This is a genomic window from Mycobacterium sp. NPDC006124, from assembly GCF_040614235.1.
Taxonomy (GTDB): domain Bacteria; phylum Actinomycetota; class Actinomycetes; order Mycobacteriales; family Mycobacteriaceae; genus Mycobacterium.
Map to the genome: position 1 here is coordinate 406,569 of NZ_JBEXUA010000001.1, position 20,521 is coordinate 427,089.

Here is a 20,521-nt window from a genome sequence, read left to right on the forward strand (position 1 = left end):
AAATGTTCTACGACGACGACGCAGACCTGTCGATCATCCAGGGACGCAAGGTCGCCGTCATCGGCTACGGCAGCCAGGGGCATGCGCATTCGCTGTCGCTGCGCGACTCGGGCGTCGAGGTCAAGGTCGGTCTCAAGGAGGGCTCCAAGTCCCGCGAGAAGGTCACCGAGCAGGGCCTCGAGGTCGACACTCCGGCCGAGGTCGCCAAGTGGGCCGACGTGATCATGCTGCTTGCCCCGGACACCGCGCAGGCGGAGATCTTCAAGAACGACATCGAGCCGAACTTGGAGGCGGGCAACGCCCTGTTCTTCGGCCACGGCCTGAACATCCACTTCGACCTCATCGAACCGGCGGAGAACATCACCATCGGCATGGTCGCGCCCAAGGGGCCGGGCCACCTGGTTCGTCGTCAGTTCGTCGACGGCAAGGGCGTGCCCTGCCTGATCGCCATCGACCAGGATCCCACTGGCGAGGGTCAGGCGCTCGCGCTGTCCTACGCCAAGGCCATCGGTGGCGCCCGCGCCGGCGTCATCAAGACCACGTTCAAGGAAGAGACCGAGACCGACCTGTTCGGTGAGCAGGCCGTGTTGTGCGGCGGCACCGAGGAATTGGTGAAGGTCGGCTTCGAGGTCATGGTCGAGGCGGGCTACGCCCCCGAGATGGCCTACTTCGAGGTTCTGCACGAGCTCAAGCTGATCGTCGACCTGATGTACGAGGGCGGCATCGCGCGGATGAACTACTCGGTGTCCGACACCGCGGAGTTCGGCGGCTATCTGTCCGGTCCGCGTGTCATCGACGCCGACACCAAGGAGCGCATGCGCGCCATCCTCAAGGACATCCAGGACGGCACCTTCGTCCGCGAACTCGTCGCCAACGTCGAGGACGGCAACAAGCGCCTCGAGAAGCTGCGCAAGGAGAACGCCGAACACCCCATCGAGGTCACCGGCAAGAAGCTGCGCGACCTGATGAGCTGGGTCGACCGGCCGATCACCGAGACGGCTTAGCAACACCCGAATTCGGCGCGCGAACGTTCGCTCAGCGATCGTTCGCGCGCCGAAGTCATGTCGGGGTGAGGAGTCGTTCGGTCAGTTCCACCGGGTGCGACAGCATGGCCATGTGTCCGCCCGGAGTCACGGCGGGCTCGACGCCCAACCGGTCGGCGACGACGCCACGCATGAAGTCCGCCGGGAAGAACCTGTCGTCGGCGAACAGCACGAACCTCGTCCTGACCCGCGGCAGCTCGGACGGCCACGGCTTCAGCGTCGGTGTGTCGGACTGCCCGCGTGGGACTTCCGCGGCGACGACGGCCTCGTCGACTCCGTTGTAGTAGAGCGCGTTCTCGTCGTCGACGTCCCATCCGCCGGCCTGAGCCGCGGCGCGCTGGGCGGCGGCACACCCGGTGGCAACCCACCAGTCGCCCGGGCGTTCCCCGGGGCGGGGAATCATCGCCGGCACGTAGATCAGCGCCGCCGCCTCCATCCGAGTGCACGCGAGCGCGCCGGTGAAGCCACCAAAGGAATGCGCGACCACCACCGGCGGTTCCCCGTCGTCGCGATGCTGCCGAACCACGGCGTCGGCATAGGCCTCCAGGTCGGCCGACTCGTCTTCGCACGGAAGGTCGACGGCGATCCCGCGGTGCCCCCGGCGCGCCAGCTCGTCGACCACCAAACGCCAGCACGACGGGTCGCATCCACCGCCGGGCACCAGCAGAAACGTCGTCACGGCGCCAGTTTGGGCAACGTCGTGATGCCGAACTCGCGGCGCAGCATCGTGCGGGCGGCGTAGTAGCCGGCCATCCCGTGGACGCCTCCGCCGGGAGGGGCGGCCGACGAGCAGAGGTAGGCCTTCGGGATCGGAGTCGACCAGGGGTCCAGGCGCAGCGTCGGTCCGGTGAGTGCGCTGAACATGTTGTTGCCGCCGACGCCGATGTCCCCGCCGACCAGGTTGGCGTTGTGGTCGGCCAGCCGCGAGGCGGGCACGCTGCGGGCGGCGACCACCACGTCGCGGAACCCGGGCGCGAAGCGTTCGACGACCCTCGTCACCGTCTCGGCCATGTCGACCTCGGCACCGGCCGGCACGTGGGCGTAGGTCCAGAACGGCCGTCGTCCGTCGGCGTCGACGCGGCCCGGATCCGCGAGATGGGGGAGCGCGGCCAGGATCATCGGCCACTCGGCCAGGCGACCGTGGGCGATCTCGTCCTCGGCGAGCGCCATCTGGGCGCGGGTGCCACCGAGGTGAAGCGTCGGCGCGTGGGCCAATCGTTCGTCGCGCCAGGGGATTTCGCCGGACAAGACGAAGTCCACCTTCGCGACGCCAGGTCCGAATCGGTAGCGACGCAGCGCCTTGGCATACCTCGACGGCAGGTCGTCGCCGTAGACGTCCAGAAGCGCGGTCGGCGCCGTGTCGTACAGCACGACCCCCTTGGGAGGACGGGTGACTTCCTCGCCGACGACCACCTCGCCGCCGTGGGAACGGAGATCGGCGATCAGGGCGTCGGGGATCGCTTGGGACCCACCGACCGGGATCGGCCATCCCACGGAATGCGCGAGCGTCGCCAGCATCAAGCCGGCACCGGAGGACACCAGCGACGGCATTTGCGAAATGGTATGGGCGGCAACGCCGCTGAACAGGGCGCGGGCGTCGTCGCCGCTCAGGCTGCGCCACAGCGGCGTGCCCTGCGCGAGCAGCCGTGGACCGACCTGAAGTGCGGCGCCGATCGACGGCGGGATCGAACGCTTGTCACCAAGCATCAGGCCGACCACACCGTCCCAATTGGCCACCAGTGGGCCGAGTAGACGCCGCCAGGACGCGCCGCCGTCGAGCTCCTCGCAGGTCCGGCGTAGGTCGGTGTAGCCGATCGCGGCGCGCCCGTCCGGCAGCGGATTGCCGTACGCGATGTCGGGTACGGCCAGTTGCACACCACGGGCCCGAAGATCGAACTCGGCGAAGAACGGTGAGGCCAGCGCCAGCGGATGCACCGCCGAACAGATGTCGTGGCTGACGCCGGGATACTCGGGGTCGGGCATCGTCCGAGCGCCGCCGCCCGCGGTGGGCTGAGCCTCGACGACGCGCACCGCCAGCCCGGCCCGGGCACAGATCACGGCTGCGCTGAGGCCGTTGGGCCCACTGCCGACGACCGTGACGTCTGCTATCTCGCTACTGCGCACTGGAACCGCTCCTGCCCTGCATCACTCAATTAGAGCCCACTACGCTGTCCGCGTGAGCCTGCCCGTTGTCTTGATCGCCGACAAACTCGCCGAATCGACCGTTGCCGCCCTGGGAGACCAGGTAGAGGTGCGGTGGGTGGACGGCCCCGACCGGGAGAAGCTACTGGCCGCGGTCCCGGAAGCCGACGCGCTGCTGGTGCGCTCGGCGACGACCGTCGACGCCGAGGTCATCGCCGCGGCCCCCAAGCTGAAGATCGTCGCCCGCGCCGGTGTCGGCCTCGACAACGTCGACGTGGACGCCGCCACCGCACGCGGCGTGCTGGTGGTCAACGCACCCACCTCGAACATCCACAGCGCCGCCGAGCACGCGCTGGCGCTGCTGCTGGCTGCGGCCCGCCAGATCCCGGCGGCCGACGCGACGCTGCGCGAGCACACCTGGAAGCGGTCGAAGTTCTCCGGTGTGGAGATCTTCGGTAAGACGGTCGGCGTGGTCGGTCTGGGCCGCATCGGACAGCTCGTCGCGCAGCGCCTGGCCGCGTTCGGTGCCCACATCACCGCCTACGACCCCTACGTCTCACAGGCCCGCGCCGCGCAACTCGGCATCGAGCTGCTGCCGCTGGACGAGCTGCTCGGGCGCGCCGACTTCATCTCCGTGCACCTTCCGAAGACCAAGGAGACCGCGGGTCTCATCAACGCCGACGCCCTGGCCAAGACAAAACCCGGCGTCATCATCGTCAACGCCGCCCGCGGTGGACTGATCGACGAGCAGGCGCTGGCCGACGCGATCAAGAGCGGTCACGTCCGTGGCGCCGGACTCGACGTCTTCTCCACCGAACCGTGCACCGACAGCCCCCTGTTCGAGCTGCCGGAGGTGGTCGTCACCCCGCACCTGGGCGCGTCGACCGCCGAGGCGCAGGATCGCGCCGGCACCGACGTCGCGGCCAGCGTGCGGCTGGCTCTGGCGGGGGAGTTCGTCCCCGACGCCGTCAACGTCGGCGGCGGCGTGGTCGGGGAAGAGGTCGCCCCCTGGCTGGACCTGGTGCGCAAGCTGGGGCTGCTCGTCGGGGCGCTGTCGGCCGAGCTGCCGACCAACCTGTGCGTGCAGGTGCGCGGCGAGCTTGCCTCCGAACAGGTCGAGGTGCTGAAGCTCTCGGCGCTGCGCGGTCTGTTCTCCGCCGTCATCGAAGACCAGGTGACCTTCGTCAACGCTCCGGCGCTGGCGTCCGAACGCGGCGTCGAGGCCAGCATCGACACCGAGCCCGAGAGCCCCAACCACCGCAGCGTCGTCGACGTGCGGGCCGTGGCCGCCGACGGCTCGACGGTCAACGTGACCGGCACCCTGTCGGGCCCGCGGCAGGTGGAGAAGATCGTCCAGATCAACGGTCGCAACCTCGATCTGCGCGCCGAGGGCGTGAACCTGATCATCAACTACAGCGACGTTCCCGGGGCGCTCGGCACGATTGGGACGAGGCTGGGCGGGGAAGGTGTCAACATCCTTGCCGCCCAACTGAGTCAGGACGCCGACGGCGAGGGCGCCACGATCATGTTGCGGCTGGACCGCCAGGTCCCCGGCGACGTGTTGACCGCCCTCGGCGCGGACGTCAGCGCCACGACCCTGGAATTGGTGGACCTGACATGAAGTTGGCCGTGATCGCCGGTGACGGCATCGGACCCGAGGTCGTCGACGAGGCACTCAAGGTGCTCGACGTCGTCGCGCCGGGGGCCGAGAAGACGACCTACGACGTCGGCGCCCGGCGCTATCACGCCACCGGCGAGGTGATGCCGGACGGTCTCGTCGACGAGCTGCGCACTCACGACGCAATCCTGTTGGGCGCCATCGGAGATCCTTCGGTACCCAGCGGCGTGCTCGAACGCGGCCTGCTGCTGCGGATGCGGTTCGAGCTCGACCACCACGTCAACCTGCGCCCGTCCAAGCTGCACGCCGGGGTCACCAGCCCGCTGGGGGACGTCGACGTCGACTTCGTCGTCGTGCGCGAGGGCACCGAGGGCCCGTACACGGGCACCGGTGGCGCGATCCGCGTCGGTACGCCGCACGAGGTGGCCACCGAGGTCAGCCTGAACACCGCGTTCGGCGTCGAGCGCGTCGTCCGCGACGCATTCGCGCGAGCCGCCAAGCGGCGCAAGCACCTGACGTTGGTGCACAAGACCAACGTGCTGACCTTCGCCGGAAAGCTGTGGTCGCGAGTGGTGGCGGACGTGGGTCGGGAGTTTCCCGACGTCGAGGTCGCCTACCAGCATGTCGACGCCGCCACGATCCACATGGTCACCGATCCGGGCCGGTTCGACGTGATCGTCACCGACAACCTGTTCGGCGACATCATCACCGACCTCGCGGCGGCGGTCTCCGGCGGCATCGGGCTGGCCGCCAGCGGCAACATCGACGCGACGCGCACCAACCCGTCGATGTTCGAACCGGTTCACGGCAGTGCGCCCGACATCGCCGGCAAGGGCATCGCCGACCCCACCGCGGCGGTCATGTCGGTGGCCCTGCTGCTGGCCCACCTTGGTGAAGACGCCGCGGCCGCTCGCGTCGACGCCGCCGTCGCCAAGCACCTCGCGACGCTCGACGGCGCGACGCTCTCCACCTCCGAGACCGGCGACCGCATCGTGGGTCTGCTCTGACCGACGGGCGCACGCCCGGTTCGAGGTAGGTTCTGGCCATGGCGAGGACCGGCCTGGCGTCGACGGTGACCCTCACCCACCAATGCTGGCTGTTCGTCGTCGGATCGAGTTTCTTCGCCGCCGCGACGGTGCCCGGATTCTCCGCGGTCGCCGGGGCGGGTGCGGCCAATGCGCTGTGCTTCGTGGGTTCCTGGTTCTTCACCAGCGCCGCCTGGATTCAGCTGGTGCTCGCGGGGCCCGAGGGCACTGACGAATGGCGTTCGGCCGCCGTCCAATTCGGCGGCACCGTGCTGTTCAACGTCAGCACCGGGGCGGCGGTGTGGGCGCACGCCGTGATGGCCGAGCGCCGACTGGTGTGGGCGCCGGATGCCACCGGGTCGCTCGCATTCCTGGTCAGTGCCGTGTTCGGCGTCCTCGCGGTCTCGGCCGGCGTTGGTCGCTGGCGGCCGGACTCACGCGACTGGCAGGCCCAGTGGGTCAACATGATCGGCTGCATCGCCTTCGCGGCGAGTGCCGTCGGGGCGTTCGTCTACCGGACCGGGACGGTCGCCGACGAGGCGCTCGCCAACCTCGGCACCTTCCTCGGGGCGCTGTGCTTCCTCGCCGCCGCGTTGCTGGTGTTGCCGCGGGCGGCCGTCACGCCGTCGCGGTGAGGAAACCGCCTCGGTCGACGGCGACGGCGCCGTCCTTGATCACCAGGAGGATGTTCTCCGGCTTGCCAAGGGATTCGACGTCGGCCAGCGGGTCACCGCGGACCACCACCACGTCGGCGATCTTTCCCGCCTCGACGGTACCGAGTACGTCCGCCAGCCCACAGAGTTCCGCCGACGTCCGCGTTCCCGCGACGATCGCCTCCATCGGCGTGAGGCCACCGAATCGCACCAGCAGACCGAGCTCCTGCAGGTTGGTGCCATGGTCGGGGCTCAGCCCGGCATCGGTGCCGACGACGATCTTGACGCCCGCGGCCGCCGACGCCGCCACCGCCTCGTGGGCCATCCGATGCCAGCGCGCGCTCTTCTCGCGCGCCGCGGGCGACACGGTGACGTCCGACATCGTCTCCAGGAGCGTCGGTACGAGAAAGATCCCCTGATCCACCATCCGCTTCCGCAAGGTGTCGTCGAGCTGGTATCCGTGTTCGATGCTCGTCACGCCCGCCTCCACGGCGGCCTCGATCCCGGCGTAGCCGATGGCGTGGGCGGCGACGGGCTTGTCTCCGTAGGCCTTCGCCTCGGCGACCACGGCGGCGATCATCTCCGTGCGCATGCCAAGCCATTCGGGTTGATCGCTGGGTGACGCAATGCCGCCACTGGAGGCGATCTTGAGGACGTCGGCACCGGCGGCGACGAGTTCCCGCGTGCGACGGCGCGCTTCGTCGACGCTGTCGACCAGCGAGCCACCCACCAGCGGGGTCAGGTCGACGCCGGAGGGCAGGTGAAAGTCGGCGTGTCCGGACGTCTGGCTCATCATGTCGATCGCGACGAGCAGCCGCGGTCCCGCGACCAGTCCGTCGGCAACGGCTTGGCGCACCCCGGCGTCGAGGCCCATGAGGTCCCGGGCCGTGGTGACACCGTTGTGCAGCGTGATCCGTAGGCGTTCTACGAGCTGAAAATAGTGATAGGACAACGGATGCAGGATGCGGTCCAGGGGTAGCCCACCCGCGCCGGGCAGCCCGAGGTGGACGTGGCAATCGAAGAATCCGGGGCAGATCGTGTTGCCGGCCAGGTCGACTGGCGTCGGCCGGTCGGCGGACGGCCCGGTGGGGAGGTCCGCCTCGGCGCCGGCCCAGGCGATCTTGCCGTCGTCGACCAGGACCGCGGCCGACGGAACCGGAGGGCTCCCGGTGCCGTCGACGAGAGTGGCGTTGCGAAGGAGTAGCGATGACATCGAGTTCGACTTCACCAGTCGGTCCAGGTCTTGGCAAGGGATCCCGTCACTCGGCGGGTGACCGCCGAGCTCGCAGCGGATCGGCGTCCACGGGCACGAGTGGAAGCGCCACCAGCGGGAACAACGCGCATACCGCGAACGCCAACGGGTAACCGGCCACCGTGATCAGCGCGCCGAATACGGGCGGCACGATGCCTGCGGTCAGCAGTTGGCTGGTGTTCTGCGTGCCCAGGGCGCGGCCACTCCAGAACGGACCCGCCAGTTCGGCGATCGCGGTGAACGCCAAGCCGTTGTCGGACACGGTGATGACCGATGCCGCGACCATCACCACGATGGACAGCGGAGAGTGGATCAGGTCCGTCGCGGCGAGGAGGGCCATCGCGACGGCCGCGCCAATGGCGATGGTGCGGATGGGGTGCAGTCGCGAACCCGCCTTGTCCGACCACCTGCCGGCGGCGATTCTGCCCGCCGCGCCAAGGATTTGGGCGAAGGTGACCATCGCACCCGCCGAGGCCGCCGACCATCCGCGGTCGGTCATCAGCCACACCAGGGTGAACGTCCACACCACGCACTGCGGTGCAACGAGTAGCACCGAGACGGCGTGGATGCGCCACAGCGTCGACGACCCGCGGTAGGGGTTGACCAGGTCCTCGGCGGGCGCCTCCGCCCGGGGCGGACGGGGTGGGTCGACGACGCCGACCGCGCTCACCACGGCCGCCGCGGCGCATGCGATCGCGGGGAACATGAGTGCCGCCGATACCCCCCTGCCCTGGGCGAGTTGCGGAATCACCAACGCGCCCAACCCGACTCCCAAGGGCTGCGCCGTCTGGCGGATGCCCATCACCAGGCCGCGCTGGTGGGGCGGAAACCACCCGACGACCAGGCGTCCGCTGGCCGAGTTGCTGCTCGCGGCCGCCATGCCGCCGAGGAACAGGAAGACGCCGACGGCGACCAGGGAGTCGACCGAGGCCGCCGCGAAGGCTGCGGCGGCGGTCAACGCGGACCCGACGGCCAGCACGAGGCGTTCACCGAACATGTCGACCAGGTAGCCCCAGGCGATCAGCGTGACCACCATCCCGAAACTGGGCAGCGCGGAGACCAGTCCCGCCTGGGCCAGGTCGAGGCCGCGCTGGACGTGCAGGGTCGGGATGAGGAAGGCCACCCCGTTGATGAAGACGTTGGCACACAGGGTAGTGGTGAGCGCGATGACCAGCATCGACCAGCGACGCGCAGTCCCGACGAGTTCGGACATCCCTCCATCGTGGCACGGCGATCCCACCATGCCGAATATGTATCTCACTATATGAGAACGCTTGATCTCGTCGGTGCCGCAGTCCGACTGGCTGGACCCGTCCCCATGGCCGCCTGCCCCGCGCGCGCAATGACGTGCGGCGTGCCGACCGCGGGCGGTGTCCTAGGCTTGAAAAATGCGCCTCGGTCGAATTGCCAGTCCAGATGGGGTCGCCTTCGTGAGCATCGAAGGTGACGTCGCGAACGGTGCCCTCGAGGCACGAGCCCGAGAAATCGCCGAGCATCCCTTCGGCACCCCAACCTTCACCGGCCGGTCTTGGCCGCTGGCCGACGTCCGCCTGCTGGCGCCCATCCTGGCCAGCAAGGTGGTGTGCATGGGCAAGAACTATGCGGCGCACGCCGCCGAGATGGGCGGCGTCGCGCCGGAGGATCCGGTCATCTTCCTCAAGCCGAACACCGCGATCATCGGGCCCAACGTGCCGATCCAACTTCCCGCCGACGCCCATCCGGTCCACCACGAGGGCGAGTTGGCCGCCGTCATCGGCAGGCCATGCAAGGACGTCCCCGCGTCGAAGGCCGCCGAGAACATCCTCGGGTACACCATCGCCAACGACGTGTCGGCGCGCGATCAACAGAAGAAGGACGGGCAGTGGATGCGCGCCAAGGGGCACGACACCTTCTGCCCGGTCGGCCCGTGGATCGACACCGACGTCAACCCGTTCGACCTGGATCTGCGCACCGAGGTCAACGGTGAAGTGCGGCAACACAGCCGAACCTCGCTGATGATCCACGACATCGGGGCCATCATCGAGTGGGCCTCGGCCGTGATGACCCTTCTGCCCGGTGACCTGATCCTGACCGGTACGCCGGAGGGTGTCGGCCCCATCGAGGACGGCGACACCGTGAGCATCACCGTCGAGGGCATCGGAACGCTCACCAATCCCGTTGTGCGCAAGGGCAAGTCATGACCGCCGCGGTGCGAGTCCGGTTCTGTCCGTCGCCCACGGGTACCCCTCACGTGGGCCTGGTGCGTACGGCGCTCTTCAACTGGGCGTATGCGCGCCACACCGGTGGCGCCTTCGTGTTCCGCATCGAGGACACCGACGCCGCCCGGGACAGCGCGGACAGTTACGCAGCCATCCTCGACGCGTTGCGGTGGCTCGGGCTCGATTGGGACGAGGGTCCGGAGATCGGCGGACCGTACGCGCCCTACCGGCAGTCCGAACGCGGCGAGATCTACCGCGACGTCGTGGCACGGCTTCTCGCCGCGGGCGAGGTCTACGAGGCCTACTCCACTCCCGAGGAGGTCGAGGCTCGCCATGTCGCCGCCGGTCGCAATCCCAAGCTGGGCTACGACAACCACGACCGGGCCCTGACCGAGGCCGACCGTGCCCAGTTCGTCGCCGAGGGGCGAAAGCCCGTGCTGCGGTTGCGGATGCCCGACGAGGATCTGTCGTGGGTCGACCTGGTCCGCGGTCCGACCACGTTCGCCGCCGGAACGGTGCCCGACTTCGCGATCACCCGCGGCAACGGGGATCCGCTCTACACCTTGGTCAACCCCGTCGACGACGCCCTGATGAAGATCACCCACGTCCTGCGCGGAGAGGACATCCTGCCGTCGACTCCGCGGCAGATCGCGCTGTACCAAGCACTCATCCGCATCGGCGTCGCCGAGCGCGTGCCCGAGTTCGCCCATCTACCAAGCGTCTTGGGGGATGGCAACAAGAAGTTGTCCAAGCGCGATCCGCAGAGCAATCTCTTCCTGCATCGCGATCGTGGCTTCATCCCCGAGGGACTGCTGAACTACCTGGCGTTGCTGGGGTGGGGGATCGCCGACGACCACGACCTCTTCAGCCTCGACGAGATGGTGGCCGCCTTCGACGTCGCGAACGTCAACTCCAATCCCGCCCGCTTCGACCAGAAGAAGGCCGACGCCATCAACGCCGAGCACATCAGAATGCTCGACGCCGCGGACTTCACCGCGCGACTGCGTGAGTACTTCGTCGTGCACGGCCACGACACCGGCTTGGACGACGCGGGTTTCGCCGAGGCGGCCGCTCTGGTGCAGACGCGGATCGTCGTGCTCGGCGACGCGTGGGATCTGCTGAAGTTCTTCGACGAGGCGTCCTACGGACTCGACGAGAAGTCCGCCGCCAAGGAGTTGCGCGCCGACGCAGTGCCCGTGCTCGACGCCGCCCTGGAGGCGCTGGAGGCGGTCCCCGAGTGGACCACCGAGGGCATCGAAGCGGCGCTGAAGGCCGCGTTGCTGGACGGTCTCGAGCTCAAGCCGCGTAAGGCGTTCGGCCCGATCCGGGTGGCGGTCACCGGCGCCTCGGTCAGCCCGCCGCTGTTCGAGTCGATGGAACTGCTGGGCCGGGACCGCAGCGTGGCCCGACTGCGGGGCGGGCGGGACCACGCGTCGGCCCAGGCGTGAAATCGGGCGCCGAAATCTTTGGTAGTGTGCTCGTCGGTCGGTGATTGCACGCGCTGGTGAACTCCAGCGGGTGATGACCCGGCGAGACGCCCGTGATCAGCGGTTATGGCGTCGATTGGGGTATGGTGTAATTGGCAACACAGCGGTTTCTGGTACCGCCATTCTAGGTTCGAGTCCTGGTACCCCAGCCAATTTCGGAAGGTCGGCGCGCGACGTCGGACGATTAGGTCGACGTCGTTCTCCTGAGCTATGCTGACCAACCGGAATTAGTTCTAGCCCCCGTCGTCTAGCGGCCTAGGACGCCGCCCTCTCACGGCGGTAGCGTGGGTTCGAATCCCATCGGGGGTACCAGACATGACGGCGCTTACTCTTCGGGGTAGGCGCCTTTCGTCGTCGAGGGGTCAGAGCCGCCTGGTGAGCGCATCGGCCGCGGCCAGCAGGTCGGCCGCCCACCGAGCGCCGGGCCGCCTGCCCATGCGATCGATGGGTCCGGACACCGAGATCGCCGCCACCACCGCACCACGAGCATCACGCACCGGCGCCGAGACGCTCGCCACGCCGGGTTCCCGCTCGGCCGCGCTCTGGGCCCAGCCCCGCTTGCGCACCTCGGCCAGCGTGCGGTCGGTGAACTTGGCCGTCGCCAGCACCGACTGCTGGGTGGCCGGGTCGCTGTAGGCGAGCAACACCTTGGCCCCCGAACCGGCCGTCATCGGCAGGCGGGTGCCGACGGGCACGGTGTCGCGCAGTCCCGCCGGTGGTTCCAAGGCCACCACGCACACCCGGGACGTGCCCTCCCGTCGATACAGTTGCACGCTCTCGCCGGTGATTTCGCGAAGCCTGGGCAGGATCGCCGCGCTCGCGGCGAGCAGCGGGTCGTCGACCCGGCCGGCGAGTTCGTTGAGCGCGGGGCCGAGGCACCATCGCCCGTCGGCGTCGCGGGCCAGCAGTCGGTGCACTTCGAGACCTGCGGCCAGCCGGTGGGCGGTGGCCCGCGGCAGACCGGTGCGCTCGCACAGTTCCGCCAGACCGCATGGAGACTCGGCGACGACGTGCAAGACGCCCACCGCTTTGTCGAGCACGCCGATACCGCTATCGTGTCTCATAGGGAGATACTAGCGTCCCGAATGATGGGACGCCGTACTGAGACCCGCGCGACGGCAGCGCCCTCTGCCCGTCGCCCGAAGGGATGTGGACAGCCATGACTGGAAACCCGGACACGCCGCGCACCATGGCCGAGAAGGTGTGGGCCGACCACGTCGTGGCCCACGGCGCCGGCCAGGACGCCGCGCGCGAACCCGACCTGATCTACATCGACCTGCACCTGGTCCACGAGGTGACCAGCCCGCAGGCGTTTGACGGACTTCGGTTGGCGGGGCGCCCGGTTCGCCGTACCGATCTCACGATCGCGACCGAAGACCACAACGTGCCGACGAAGGACATCGACAAGCCGATCGCCGATCCGATCTCGCGTACGCAGGTCGAGACCTTGCGACGCAACTGCGCCGAATTCGGCGTCCGGCTCTACCCGATGGGCGACGCCGAGCAGGGCATCGTCCACATCATCGGACCGCAGCTCGGTCTCACCCAGCCGGGCATGACGATCGTGTGCGGTGACAGCCACACCTCTACCCACGGCGCGTTCGGCGCCCTGGCGATGGGCATCGGCACCTCCGAGGTCGAGCACGTGCTCGCCACGCAGACGCTGCCGTTGCGCCCCTTCAAGACCATGGCGGTCAACGTCGACGGCGTACTGCCCCCCGGCACCAGCGCCAAGGACGTCATCCTCGCCGTGATCGCGAAGATCGGCACCGGCGGCGGGCAGGGCTACGTCATCGAATACCGCGGCAGCGCCATCGAAGCGCTGTCGATGGAGGGCCGGATGACGATCTGCAACATGAGCATCGAGGCCGGCGCCCGCGCCGGCATGGTGGCGCCAGACGAGACCACCTTCGCTTACCTGAAGGGTCGTCCGCATGCCCCCGCCGGCGCCGACTGGGACACTGCCGTCGAGGCGTGGACCCGGTTGCGCACCGACGAGGGGGCCGAATTCGACACCGAGGTCTACCTCGACGCGGCCGAGTTGAGCCCGTTCGTCACCTGGGGTACCAACCCCGGTCAGGGTGTTCCGCTGAGCGCCTCGGTGCCCGACCCAGAACTGATGTTCGACGAGGGGGAGCGTCAATCGGCCGAGAAGGCGTTGGCGTACATGGACCTTCAGCCGGGCACCGCAATGCGTGACATCGCGATCGACACGGTCTTCGTGGGATCGTGCACCAACGGTCGCATCGAGGATCTCCGGGTCGTCGCGGACATCCTGCGTGGCCGAAGGATTGCCGACGGGATGCGGATGCTGGTGGTGCCGGGGTCGATGAAGGTCCGCGCTCAGGCCGAATCCGAAGGGCTCGGCGACGTCTTCGTCGCGGCGGGGGCCGAGTGGCGCCAGGCCGGCTGCTCGATGTGCCTCGGCATGAATCCCGATCAGCTCGCACCGGGCGAGCGGTGCGCGGCGACGTCGAACCGAAACTTCGAAGGGCGGCAAGGCAAGGGCGGGCGCACCCACCTGGTCTCGCCCGCGGTCGCCGCGGCGACGGCCGTCCGCGGCACTCTGTCCTCGCCCGCCGACCTGCCCCAGAATCGCTAGGAGACAGCCATGGAAGCCTTCCGCACGCACACCGGCATCGGCGTTCCCCTGCGCCGATCCAACGTCGACACCGACCAGATCATCCCCGCGGTGTATCTGAAGCGGGTCACCCGAACGGGTTTCGAGGACGGGTTGTTCTCCGCCTGGCGCAACGATCCCTCCTTCGTCCTGAACCTCCCGCCGTTCGACCGGGGTTCGGTTCTGGTGGCGGGTCCTGACTTCGGCACCGGCTCGTCGCGCGAGCACGCCGTGTGGGCGCTCATGGACTACGGGTTCCGGGTGGTGATCTCCTCGCGCTTCGCCGACATCTTCCGCGGGAATTCGGGAAAGGCGGGACTTTTGGCCGCCGAAGTCGCCCAAGACGATGTGGAACTCCTGTGGAAGTTGATCGAGCAGCAACCGGGCCTGGAAATCACTGTGAATCTGGAAGATCGAAGCATCCACGCGGGAACAGTCATGGTGCCGTTCAAGATTGACGACTACACCGCCTGGCGGCTGCTCGAGGGCCTCGACGATATAGGCCTTACGCTGCGCAAACAGGATGAGATCACGGCCTTCGAGGAACGCCGGCCGAGCTGGAAGCCGCGCACGGTTTCGGCCTAACAGCGACCCGAACGGGGCTGAAATCACCCCCAGCAAGCCCATTTTGGGACCGCCGTACCACCGGTGGTGTGGGGCAACCCGATTGCCGAAAATGACGCCAGCTATTCCTGAAATTGGGCGTGGCTCTTGGAAATCAGCGGTGTAAAGGTTTACCGTAGCTTTCAGTTGGCTCAAGGTGGGCCACTGGCTTCGGAGGTTTTGCATGAACAAGGCAGAGCTCATCGACGTCCTCACGGACAAGTTGGGCACCGATCGTCGGCAGGCGACCGCCGCCGTGGAGAACGTCGTCGACACCATCGTGCGTGCCGTCCACAAGGGCGACAGCGTCACCATCACCGGCTTCGGCGTGTTCGAGCAGCGCCGCCGCGCCGCCCGTGTTGCGCGAAACCCGCGCACCGGTGAGACCGTCAAGGTCAAGCCGACGTCCGTCCCGGCATTCCGTCCAGGGGCTCAGTTCAAGGCCGTTGTGTCTGGCGCACAGCGTCTCCCGTCGGAGGGCCCCGCCGTGAAGCGCGGTGCCACCGCCGCGCCCGCCAAGAGGACCGCCGCGAAGAAGGCGGTCAAGAAGGCCGCCACGAAGGCGCCGGCCAAGAAGACCGTCGCCACCAAGGCGCCGGCCAAGAAGACCGTCGCCACGAAGGCGCCGGCCAAGAAGACCGTCGCCACGAAGGCGCCGGCCAAGAAGACCACCGCCACCAAGGCACCGGCCAAGAAGACCACCGCCACCAAGGCACCGGCCAAGAAGACCACCGCCACCAAGGCACCGGCCAAGACCGCCGCCACCAAGGCGCCGGCCAAGAAGGCACCGGTCAAGAAGGCCGCCGCCACCAAGGCGCCGGCCAAGAAGACCGTCGCCACCAAGGCGCCGGCCAAGAAGGCCCCCGCCAAGAAGGGCCGCAAGTAGCAGCGAGCCCGGAAGTCATTCCGGTACAAGGCACGCCGTGGATCGCTCCGATCCACGGCGTGTCTGTGTCTGGACTACCCGTCGGCGGCCAAGGGGCTGCCGATGTGATCGGCGGCGATCAACGTGTCGTCGACCAGCGACAGTACCCAGGTACTGCCCTTGCGGTTGCGTGACCTGTCCGGTCGCACGCCGTCACGGTCGCACCACCAGGCGATGAGATCCGGAATGACCTTGCCCTGCGAGCAGATCACCGGCGTGCCAGGGGTTGCGGCGATCTCCAGCATGCGCCGCCGGGCCGGACCGTGGGCGTCGGCGTAGGCCTCCTCGGTCAGCGTGGGCTCGTCGTGGATCGGCACGCCCAGCTCGTCGGCCAGCGGACCGACCGTCTGGTGGCACCGCACCCTCGGGGCGGCGTAGACCTCGGTGGCGCCGAAGGCCAGAAGCTGCCCCACCAGCGATTCGGCTTGCGCGCGACCGTGCTTGTCCAGCGGTCGATTGCGGTCGTCGCCCTTGTATCGGGCCTTGGTGCCGGCCGTCCCGTGCCGCACCACGAGCACCGTCCGGGTGTCGGCCGGCTTCTTGGCGAAGCGCCGCAGCACCTTCCGGTCGTCGGGGTACTGCAATCGTTTGAGCGCGGTGGCGGGGGAGAGCCAGAGGAGCTCGTCGACCTCGTCGTTGGGGCTGAACTCACCGCCCAGCGCGCGAGCGGCCCAATACCGAACGTGCTTGACGCCCGACTCCAGCGGATAGCTGACCGCGGCCAGCCGCCGGCCCAATTCCGAGGCGTAGCCCGTCTCTTCGAGGACTTCGCGCACGGCGGTCACCGGCTCGGTCTCACCGGGATCCACCTTGCCCTTGGGCAAGGACCAATCGTCATAGCGTGGCCGGTGCACGACCGCCACCAGCGGCGGCGTCGCCCCACCGGTGTCCTCGTCGGGACGCCACAGCACCGCACCGGCCGCCGACGTCACCTTCTTGGCCGTCGACGACGGCGATTTCTTCGTCACCTCAACTCCTGCAGGTCATTCGAGAACGTGACGATCAGCACGCCAGCCGCCGGACACCCGCCGGTGTCACGGGTGCCGGTGGCGTTCCATCAGCGAGACCTGGTGGTCTCGCACCGTCTGACCCTCGTGCGGCGACGCGGTCCAGTGACCGTCGGGCCCCAATTCCCAGCACCTGGTGGTCGGATCCATCGCCGACTCGAACACGTCGTTGAGCTGATCGGACAATCGTGGATCTTTCACCTGTGCCATCACCTCGACGCGACGGTCGAGATTACGATGCATCATGTCGGCGCTGCCGATCCAGAACTCGTCGATGGCGCGGAAGTGAATGATTCGCGAATGCTCGAGGAACCGCCCGAGAATCGACCGCACCGTGACGTTCTCGGAGAATCCCGGCACTCCGGGCCGGAGCGCACAGATGCCGCGCACCACGACCTCCACCGGCACCCCCGCCTGTGAGGCACGGTAGAGCGCGTCGATGACCTGCTCGTCGACGAGGGCGTTGGCCTTCACCCGGATCCGCGCGTCACCGCCGTCGCGGTGGGCGGCGATCTCGCGCTCGATGCGCTCGATGATCCCCCTGCGCACGCCGTACGGGGCGACCAGCAGATTTCGGTAGGAGACCTTGCGGGAGTACCCGGTAAGGGAATTGAAGAGATCGGTCAGATCGGCGCCGATGTCGGGGGAGGCGGTCAACAACCCCACGTCCTCGTAGAGCCGCGAGGTCTTGGGGTTGTAGTTGCCGGTGCCGATGTGGCAGTAGCGCCGAATCGTCGAACCCTCCCGGCGCACGACGAGGCATGTCTTGCAATGGGTCTTGAGACCGATCAGACCGTAGACCACGTGCACGCCAGCCTGCTCGAGGGCGCGCGCCCACTTGATGTTGGCCTGCTCGTCGAAGCGGGCCTTGATCTCGACGAGGGCGACGACCTGCTTGCCTGCCTCGGCGGCGTCGATCAGCGCGCTGACGATCGGGGAGTCACCGGACGTCCGGTACAGGGTCTGCTTGATGGCCAGCACGTTCGGATCCGCGGCGGCCTGCTCGATGAAGCGCTGCACCGTCGTGGAGAACGAGTCATACGGGTGGTGCACCAGCACGTCACCGTCGCGCAGGGTGGCGAAGATGCTCTTCGGTGTCTCCCGCTCCCCGAACGCCGGCGGCGTGGCGGGCACGAAGGGCGGATCCTTGAGCTTGGGTCGGTCCACCCCGTAGATCTGCCACAGCGACGACAGGTCGAGCAGGCCGGGCACCTCGATCACGTCACCCGGGTGCACGTCGAGTTCGCGCAGCAGCAGTTCGAGCATGTTCTCGGTCATGTCGTCGGCGACCTCGAGTCGCACCGGCGACCCGAAGCGGCGACGCGCGAGTTCGCGCTCCAGAGCCTGCAGCAGGTCCTCGTCGCGGTCCTCCTCGACCTCGAAGTCGGCGTTTCGCGTGATGCGGAAGGCGTGATGCTCGACGACCTCCAACCCCGGGAACAACACCGACAGGAACGCCGAGATCAGTTCCTCCATCGGAAGGAACCGGATGGCCGCGCCGCCTTCGCGCGGGCCAAGTTCGACGAAGCGGTCGACGTTGTCGGGCACCTTGATTCGCGCGAAGTGCTGAGTGCCGTCCTCGGGCTGGCGGACGGTGATCGCCAGGTTGAGGCTCAACCCGCTCACGAAGGGGAACGGGTGGGCGGGGTCCACGGCTAGCGGCGTGAGGACCGGAAACACCTGTTCGTGGAAGTACACCGACAGTCGCGCGCGTTCGTCGTCGTCGAGTTGGGCCCACGTCACCACGATGATGCCCTCGTCGGCCAGGGCAGGCCGCACGGACTCCATGAACACCTTGGCGTGCCTGCTGGCCAGCTGCTGGGTGCGCTCGCCGATGCGCCTCAACTGCTCCCGCGGGGAGAGGCCGTCGGCCGAGCGAACGGAGAGCCCCATCTCGTCGCGGCGCTTGAGGCCCGCGACGCGAACCATGTAGAACTCGTCGAGATTCGACGAGAAGATGGCCAGGAACTTGGCCCGCTCCAACAGCGCCAGCGACGGATCGGCCGCCAGCGCCAGCACCCGCGAGTTGAAGTCGAGCCAGCTCAATTCGCGGTTCAGGTAGCGGTCGTCGGGCAGGGCCTCGGACTCGGAGGGGTCGACGACACCCGTGGTGGTGGCCGGCGGAGCGTCGGGCGTGCTGCCGTCCGATACCCAGTCCGTGGTGGAAGGTCGTGTCTCGGCTTCGGTCACACCGATGATCATCCCCCATGCCCGCGCGCAGGTGCTAGGTGCCGCCGACGGTGTTCTTGGTGACGGCCCCCACCCCGAGGCCCAACGCGGTGGCGAGGTCGTCGGGAGTGTCGATGTCGCAGCGCAGCCCGGGCCACTCGCCGGTCAACTCGACCGCACCCGAATCCCTATGTCTGCGTGCCGAATCCGCACCGAAGACGGGGTCGAGCGGAACGCCGAACGCGAAGAGGGCCGAGGTGCCCGTGCCATGCCGGTCGCTGACGAAGCTGCGCTCGTGCTGACGGGCCCGGGCGACGGCCTCGGCCAGCTCACGCGCCTGCAGCGCGGGCAGGTCGCCCTGCAGTACGCCGACGTTCGGCGTCTCCGCACGGATCGCGGCCTCGGTGACGGCGATCGCGTTGTTCAGCGGGTCGGGGTGCCCCGCGGGCGTGGGATCGTCGAAGACACGGGCGCCGAGCTCTCGCACGGCCTCGGCGGCGACGGGATCCGGGGTCACGACGGTGATGGTGCGGACCGCCATCACCGACGACGCGGCGGTGATCGTGTCGAGGAGCATGGCCAGCACCACGCCCTCGCGGTCACCGGGGGAGAACGCCGAGGCGAGGCGCGTCTTGGCGGCGCTCAGTCGCTTCACGGCGATGATCAGCCCAAGGCCTCGGTTCTCCGCCGCCGCCCCGGGTGCATTCCCCGTCGCTGCGCTCGCCCCGGTCATGCATGTCATCCTGCCAGCAGCGCGACTCAGGCTAGATTTGTTCCCGTGGTCAAGGCGGCAGTGATGGGTGCTGGGGCGTGGGGTACCGCTCTGGCCAAGGTGCTCGCCGACGCGGGCAACGAGGTGACGCTGTGGTCGCGGCGCAGCGAGCTGGCCGACGAGATCAACGACACCCACCGCAACACCGGCTACGTCGGCGAGGTCGAATTGCCGTCCTCGATCCGGGCGACGGGTGACGCCGCCGACGCACTCGACGGCGCCTGCACCGTGCTGCTCGCGGTGCCGTCGCAGACGTTGCGCGCCAATCTGGTGCCGTGGCGCGACCACATCGGTGCCGACACCACGCTGGTGAGCGTGGCCAAGGGCATCGAGCTGAACACGCTGCTGCGGATGAGCCAGGTCATCGTCCAGGTGACCGGCGTCGACCCCTCTCGCGTCGCGGTGGTCACCGGGCCCAACCTGGCCAGTGAGGTCCTCGACGAGCAGCCCGCGGCCACCGTCGTCGCCTGCACCGACTCCGGCCGCGCCGTGACCCTGCAGCGCGCCTTCTCCACCGGTTACTTCCGGCCGTACACCAACTCCGACGTCGTCGGCGCCGAGATCGGCGGCGCGTGCAAGAACGTCATCGCCCTCGCCAGCGGCATGGCTGCCGGGGTGGGCCTGGGGGAGAACACCGCGGCGGCGATCATCACCCGCGGTCTCGCCGAGATCATGCGACTCGGACTTGCGTTGGGGGCCAAGGGCGCCACGCTCGCAGGGCTCGCCGGCGTCGGCGACCTGGTGGCCACCTGCACCTCCCCCCAGTCACGCAACCGGGCGTTCGGGGCACGGCTGGGCCGCGGCGGAACCATGGAGACCGCACTGCGCGACGCGGGCGGTCACGTGGCCGAAGGCGTCACCTCGTGCCAGTCGGTGCTCGCGCTGGCCGAGAGCTACGACGTCGAGATGCCGCTCACCGACGCGGTGCACCGGGTGTGCCACCGGGGTTTGTCGGTCGACGCCGCGGTGGCACTGCTCCTCGGTCGCAGTACGAAACCGGAGTAGAC

Annotated in this window: 18 protein-coding genes and 2 tRNA genes; 12 read left to right on the forward strand and 8 right to left on the reverse strand. The window is 68.7% G+C overall.

What is annotated here, in order from left to right:
* Nucleotides 1-2: 2 nt before the first annotated feature.
* Nucleotides 3-1,004, forward strand: a complete 1,002-nt coding sequence (gene ilvC / locus ABZ195_RS01930) for a ketol-acid reductoisomerase (protein WP_355214912.1) — start codon at nucleotides 3-5, stop codon at nucleotides 1,002-1,004.
* A gap of 55 nt (nucleotides 1,005-1,059) precedes the next feature.
* Here ilvC and ABZ195_RS01935 read toward each other — a convergent pair whose 3' ends face one another.
* Together ABZ195_RS01935 and ABZ195_RS01940 are read right to left on the reverse strand one after the other, a co-directional pair.
* Nucleotides 1,060-1,722, reverse strand: coding sequence for an alpha/beta hydrolase (locus tag ABZ195_RS01935; protein ID WP_355214351.1), 663 nt, complete (start codon nucleotides 1,720-1,722; stop codon nucleotides 1,060-1,062).
* The gene (locus tag ABZ195_RS01940; protein ID WP_355214353.1) at nucleotides 1,719-3,167 is read right to left on the reverse strand and encodes an NAD(P)/FAD-dependent oxidoreductase; all 1,449 of its coding nucleotides are present in this window, start codon (nucleotides 3,165-3,167) and stop codon (nucleotides 1,719-1,721) included. The genes ABZ195_RS01935 and ABZ195_RS01940 overlap by 4 nt, the downstream gene beginning before the upstream one ends.
* 52 nt (nucleotides 3,168-3,219) lie before the next feature.
* On the opposite strand from ABZ195_RS01940, the gene serA reads away from it, so the two are divergent.
* The 3 genes from serA to ABZ195_RS01955 are packed head-to-tail and all read left to right on the forward strand — an operon-like array spanning nucleotide 3,220 to nucleotide 6,463.
* Complete coding sequence (gene serA, locus ABZ195_RS01945; protein WP_355214355.1) at nucleotides 3,220-4,806, forward strand: phosphoglycerate dehydrogenase; 1,587 nt, start codon at nucleotides 3,220-3,222, stop codon at nucleotides 4,804-4,806.
* A complete protein-coding gene (locus tag ABZ195_RS01950; protein ID WP_355214357.1) occupies nucleotides 4,803-5,810 on the forward strand; it encodes a 3-isopropylmalate dehydrogenase in 1,008 nt (335 codons plus the stop codon). Before serA ends, ABZ195_RS01950 begins: the two co-directional genes overlap by 4 nt.
* 38 nt (nucleotides 5,811-5,848) lie before the next feature.
* A complete protein-coding gene (locus ABZ195_RS01955; protein WP_355214358.1) occupies nucleotides 5,849-6,463 on the forward strand; it encodes a hypothetical protein in 615 nt (204 codons plus the stop codon).
* Here ABZ195_RS01955 and ABZ195_RS01960 read toward each other — a convergent pair.
* Both ABZ195_RS01960 and ABZ195_RS01965 read right to left on the reverse strand, forming a co-directional pair.
* On the reverse strand, nucleotides 6,447-7,694 hold the full coding sequence (locus ABZ195_RS01960; protein WP_355214360.1) for an amidohydrolase family protein: 1,248 nt from the start codon (nucleotides 7,692-7,694) through the stop codon (nucleotides 6,447-6,449). The two genes, ABZ195_RS01955 and ABZ195_RS01960, sit on opposite strands and share 17 nt — an antisense overlap.
* Nucleotides 7,695-7,740: 46 nt before the next feature.
* Nucleotides 7,741-8,946 carry an MFS transporter gene (locus ABZ195_RS01965; RefSeq protein ID WP_355214362.1) on the reverse strand — a complete coding sequence of 402 codons (1,206 nt, stop codon included), beginning with the start codon at nucleotides 8,944-8,946 and terminating at the stop codon, nucleotides 7,741-7,743.
* A 175-nt stretch (nucleotides 8,947-9,121) separates the two neighbouring features.
* Here ABZ195_RS01965 and ABZ195_RS01970 point away from each other — a divergent pair, with 175 nt between their 5' ends.
* From ABZ195_RS01970 to ABZ195_RS01985, 4 genes are all read left to right on the forward strand, one after another.
* Nucleotides 9,122-9,913 (forward strand): fumarylacetoacetate hydrolase family protein, encoded by a 792-nt coding sequence (locus ABZ195_RS01970; protein WP_355214364.1) that lies wholly within the window; start codon nucleotides 9,122-9,124, stop codon nucleotides 9,911-9,913.
* On the forward strand, nucleotides 9,910-11,379 hold the full coding sequence (gene gltX / locus ABZ195_RS01975) for a glutamate--tRNA ligase (protein WP_355214366.1): 1,470 nt from the start codon (nucleotides 9,910-9,912) through the stop codon (nucleotides 11,377-11,379). The genes ABZ195_RS01970 and gltX overlap by 4 nt, the downstream gene beginning before the upstream one ends.
* A gap of 116 nt (nucleotides 11,380-11,495) precedes the next feature.
* Nucleotides 11,496-11,570, forward strand: a tRNA-Gln gene (locus ABZ195_RS01980).
* Nucleotides 11,571-11,654: 84 nt separating this feature from the next.
* Nucleotides 11,655-11,730: transfer RNA gene (locus ABZ195_RS01985), tRNA-Glu, on the forward strand.
* 50 nt (nucleotides 11,731-11,780) lie between these two features.
* Here the strand turns inward: ABZ195_RS01985 and ABZ195_RS01990 are convergent.
* Entirely contained in the window at nucleotides 11,781-12,482 is a 702-nt protein-coding gene (locus ABZ195_RS01990) for an IclR family transcriptional regulator (protein ID WP_355214368.1), read from the reverse strand.
* Between the two features lie 95 nt (nucleotides 12,483-12,577).
* On the opposite strand from ABZ195_RS01990, the gene leuC reads away from it, so the two are divergent.
* From leuC to ABZ195_RS02005, 3 genes are all read left to right on the forward strand, one after another.
* A complete protein-coding gene (gene leuC, locus ABZ195_RS01995; RefSeq protein ID WP_355214370.1) occupies nucleotides 12,578-14,020 on the forward strand; it encodes a 3-isopropylmalate dehydratase large subunit in 1,443 nt (480 codons plus the stop codon).
* A gap of 9 nt (nucleotides 14,021-14,029) precedes the next feature.
* Nucleotides 14,030-14,623, forward strand: a complete 594-nt coding sequence (gene leuD, locus ABZ195_RS02000; RefSeq protein WP_355214372.1) for a 3-isopropylmalate dehydratase small subunit — start codon at nucleotides 14,030-14,032, stop codon at nucleotides 14,621-14,623.
* A 202-nt stretch (nucleotides 14,624-14,825) separates the two neighbouring features.
* Nucleotides 14,826-15,527: an HU family DNA-binding protein gene (locus ABZ195_RS02005; protein ID WP_355214374.1), complete on the forward strand. Its 702-nt coding sequence runs from the start codon at nucleotides 14,826-14,828 to the stop codon at nucleotides 15,525-15,527.
* Nucleotides 15,528-15,601: 74 nt separating this feature from the next.
* Here the strand turns inward: ABZ195_RS02005 and ABZ195_RS02010 are convergent, their stop codons facing one another.
* The 3 genes from ABZ195_RS02010 to cofC form a co-directional block, all read right to left on the reverse strand.
* Entirely contained in the window at nucleotides 15,602-16,534 is a 933-nt protein-coding gene (locus ABZ195_RS02010; RefSeq protein ID WP_355214376.1) for an NUDIX hydrolase, read from the reverse strand.
* Nucleotides 16,535-16,600: 66 nt separating this feature from the next.
* Complete coding sequence (locus tag ABZ195_RS02015; protein ID WP_355214378.1) at nucleotides 16,601-18,775, reverse strand: RNA degradosome polyphosphate kinase; 2,175 nt, start codon at nucleotides 18,773-18,775, stop codon at nucleotides 16,601-16,603.
* Between the two features lie 22 nt (nucleotides 18,776-18,797).
* Nucleotides 18,798-19,475 carry a 2-phospho-L-lactate guanylyltransferase gene (cofC, locus tag ABZ195_RS02020; RefSeq protein ID WP_355214379.1) on the reverse strand — a complete coding sequence of 226 codons (678 nt, stop codon included), beginning with the start codon at nucleotides 19,473-19,475 and terminating at the stop codon, nucleotides 18,798-18,800.
* Nucleotides 19,476-19,538: 63 nt separating this feature from the next.
* Here cofC and ABZ195_RS02025 point away from each other — a divergent pair, with 63 nt between their 5' ends.
* Nucleotides 19,539-20,519, forward strand: coding sequence for an NAD(P)H-dependent glycerol-3-phosphate dehydrogenase (locus tag ABZ195_RS02025; protein ID WP_355214914.1), 981 nt, complete (start codon nucleotides 19,539-19,541; stop codon nucleotides 20,517-20,519).
* The last annotated feature ends 2 nt before the right edge of the window (nucleotides 20,520-20,521 follow it).

Coding starts and splice junctions, on each gene's coding strand:
- ilvC (WP_355214912.1), top strand. CDS start 3: ATGTTCTACGACGACGACGCAGACCTGTCGATCATCCAGGGACGCAAG.
- ABZ195_RS01950 (WP_355214357.1), top strand. CDS start 4,803: ATGAAGTTGGCCGTGATCGCCGGTGACGGCATCGGACCCGAGGTCGTC.
- ABZ195_RS01955 (WP_355214358.1), top strand. CDS start 5,849: ATGGCGAGGACCGGCCTGGCGTCGACGGTGACCCTCACCCACCAATGC.
- ABZ195_RS01960 (WP_355214360.1), bottom strand. CDS start 7,694: ATGTCATCGCTACTCCTTCGCAACGCCACTCTCGTCGACGGCACCGGG.
- ABZ195_RS01965 (WP_355214362.1), bottom strand. CDS start 8,946: ATGTCCGAACTCGTCGGGACTGCGCGTCGCTGGTCGATGCTGGTCATC.
- ABZ195_RS01970 (WP_355214364.1), top strand. CDS start 9,122: ATGCGCCTCGGTCGAATTGCCAGTCCAGATGGGGTCGCCTTCGTGAGC.
- gltX (WP_355214366.1), top strand. CDS start 9,910: ATGACCGCCGCGGTGCGAGTCCGGTTCTGTCCGTCGCCCACGGGTACC.
- ABZ195_RS01990 (WP_355214368.1), bottom strand. CDS start 12,482: ATGAGACACGATAGCGGTATCGGCGTGCTCGACAAAGCGGTGGGCGTC.
- leuC (WP_355214370.1), top strand. CDS start 12,578: ATGACTGGAAACCCGGACACGCCGCGCACCATGGCCGAGAAGGTGTGG.
- leuD (WP_355214372.1), top strand. CDS start 14,030: ATGGAAGCCTTCCGCACGCACACCGGCATCGGCGTTCCCCTGCGCCGA.
- ABZ195_RS02005 (WP_355214374.1), top strand. CDS start 14,826: ATGAACAAGGCAGAGCTCATCGACGTCCTCACGGACAAGTTGGGCACC.
- ABZ195_RS02015 (WP_355214378.1), bottom strand. CDS start 18,775: ATGATCATCGGTGTGACCGAAGCCGAGACACGACCTTCCACCACGGAC.
- cofC (WP_355214379.1), bottom strand. CDS start 19,475: ATGACCGGGGCGAGCGCAGCGACGGGGAATGCACCCGGGGCGGCGGCG.
- ABZ195_RS02025 (WP_355214914.1), top strand. CDS start 19,539: ATGGGTGCTGGGGCGTGGGGTACCGCTCTGGCCAAGGTGCTCGCCGAC.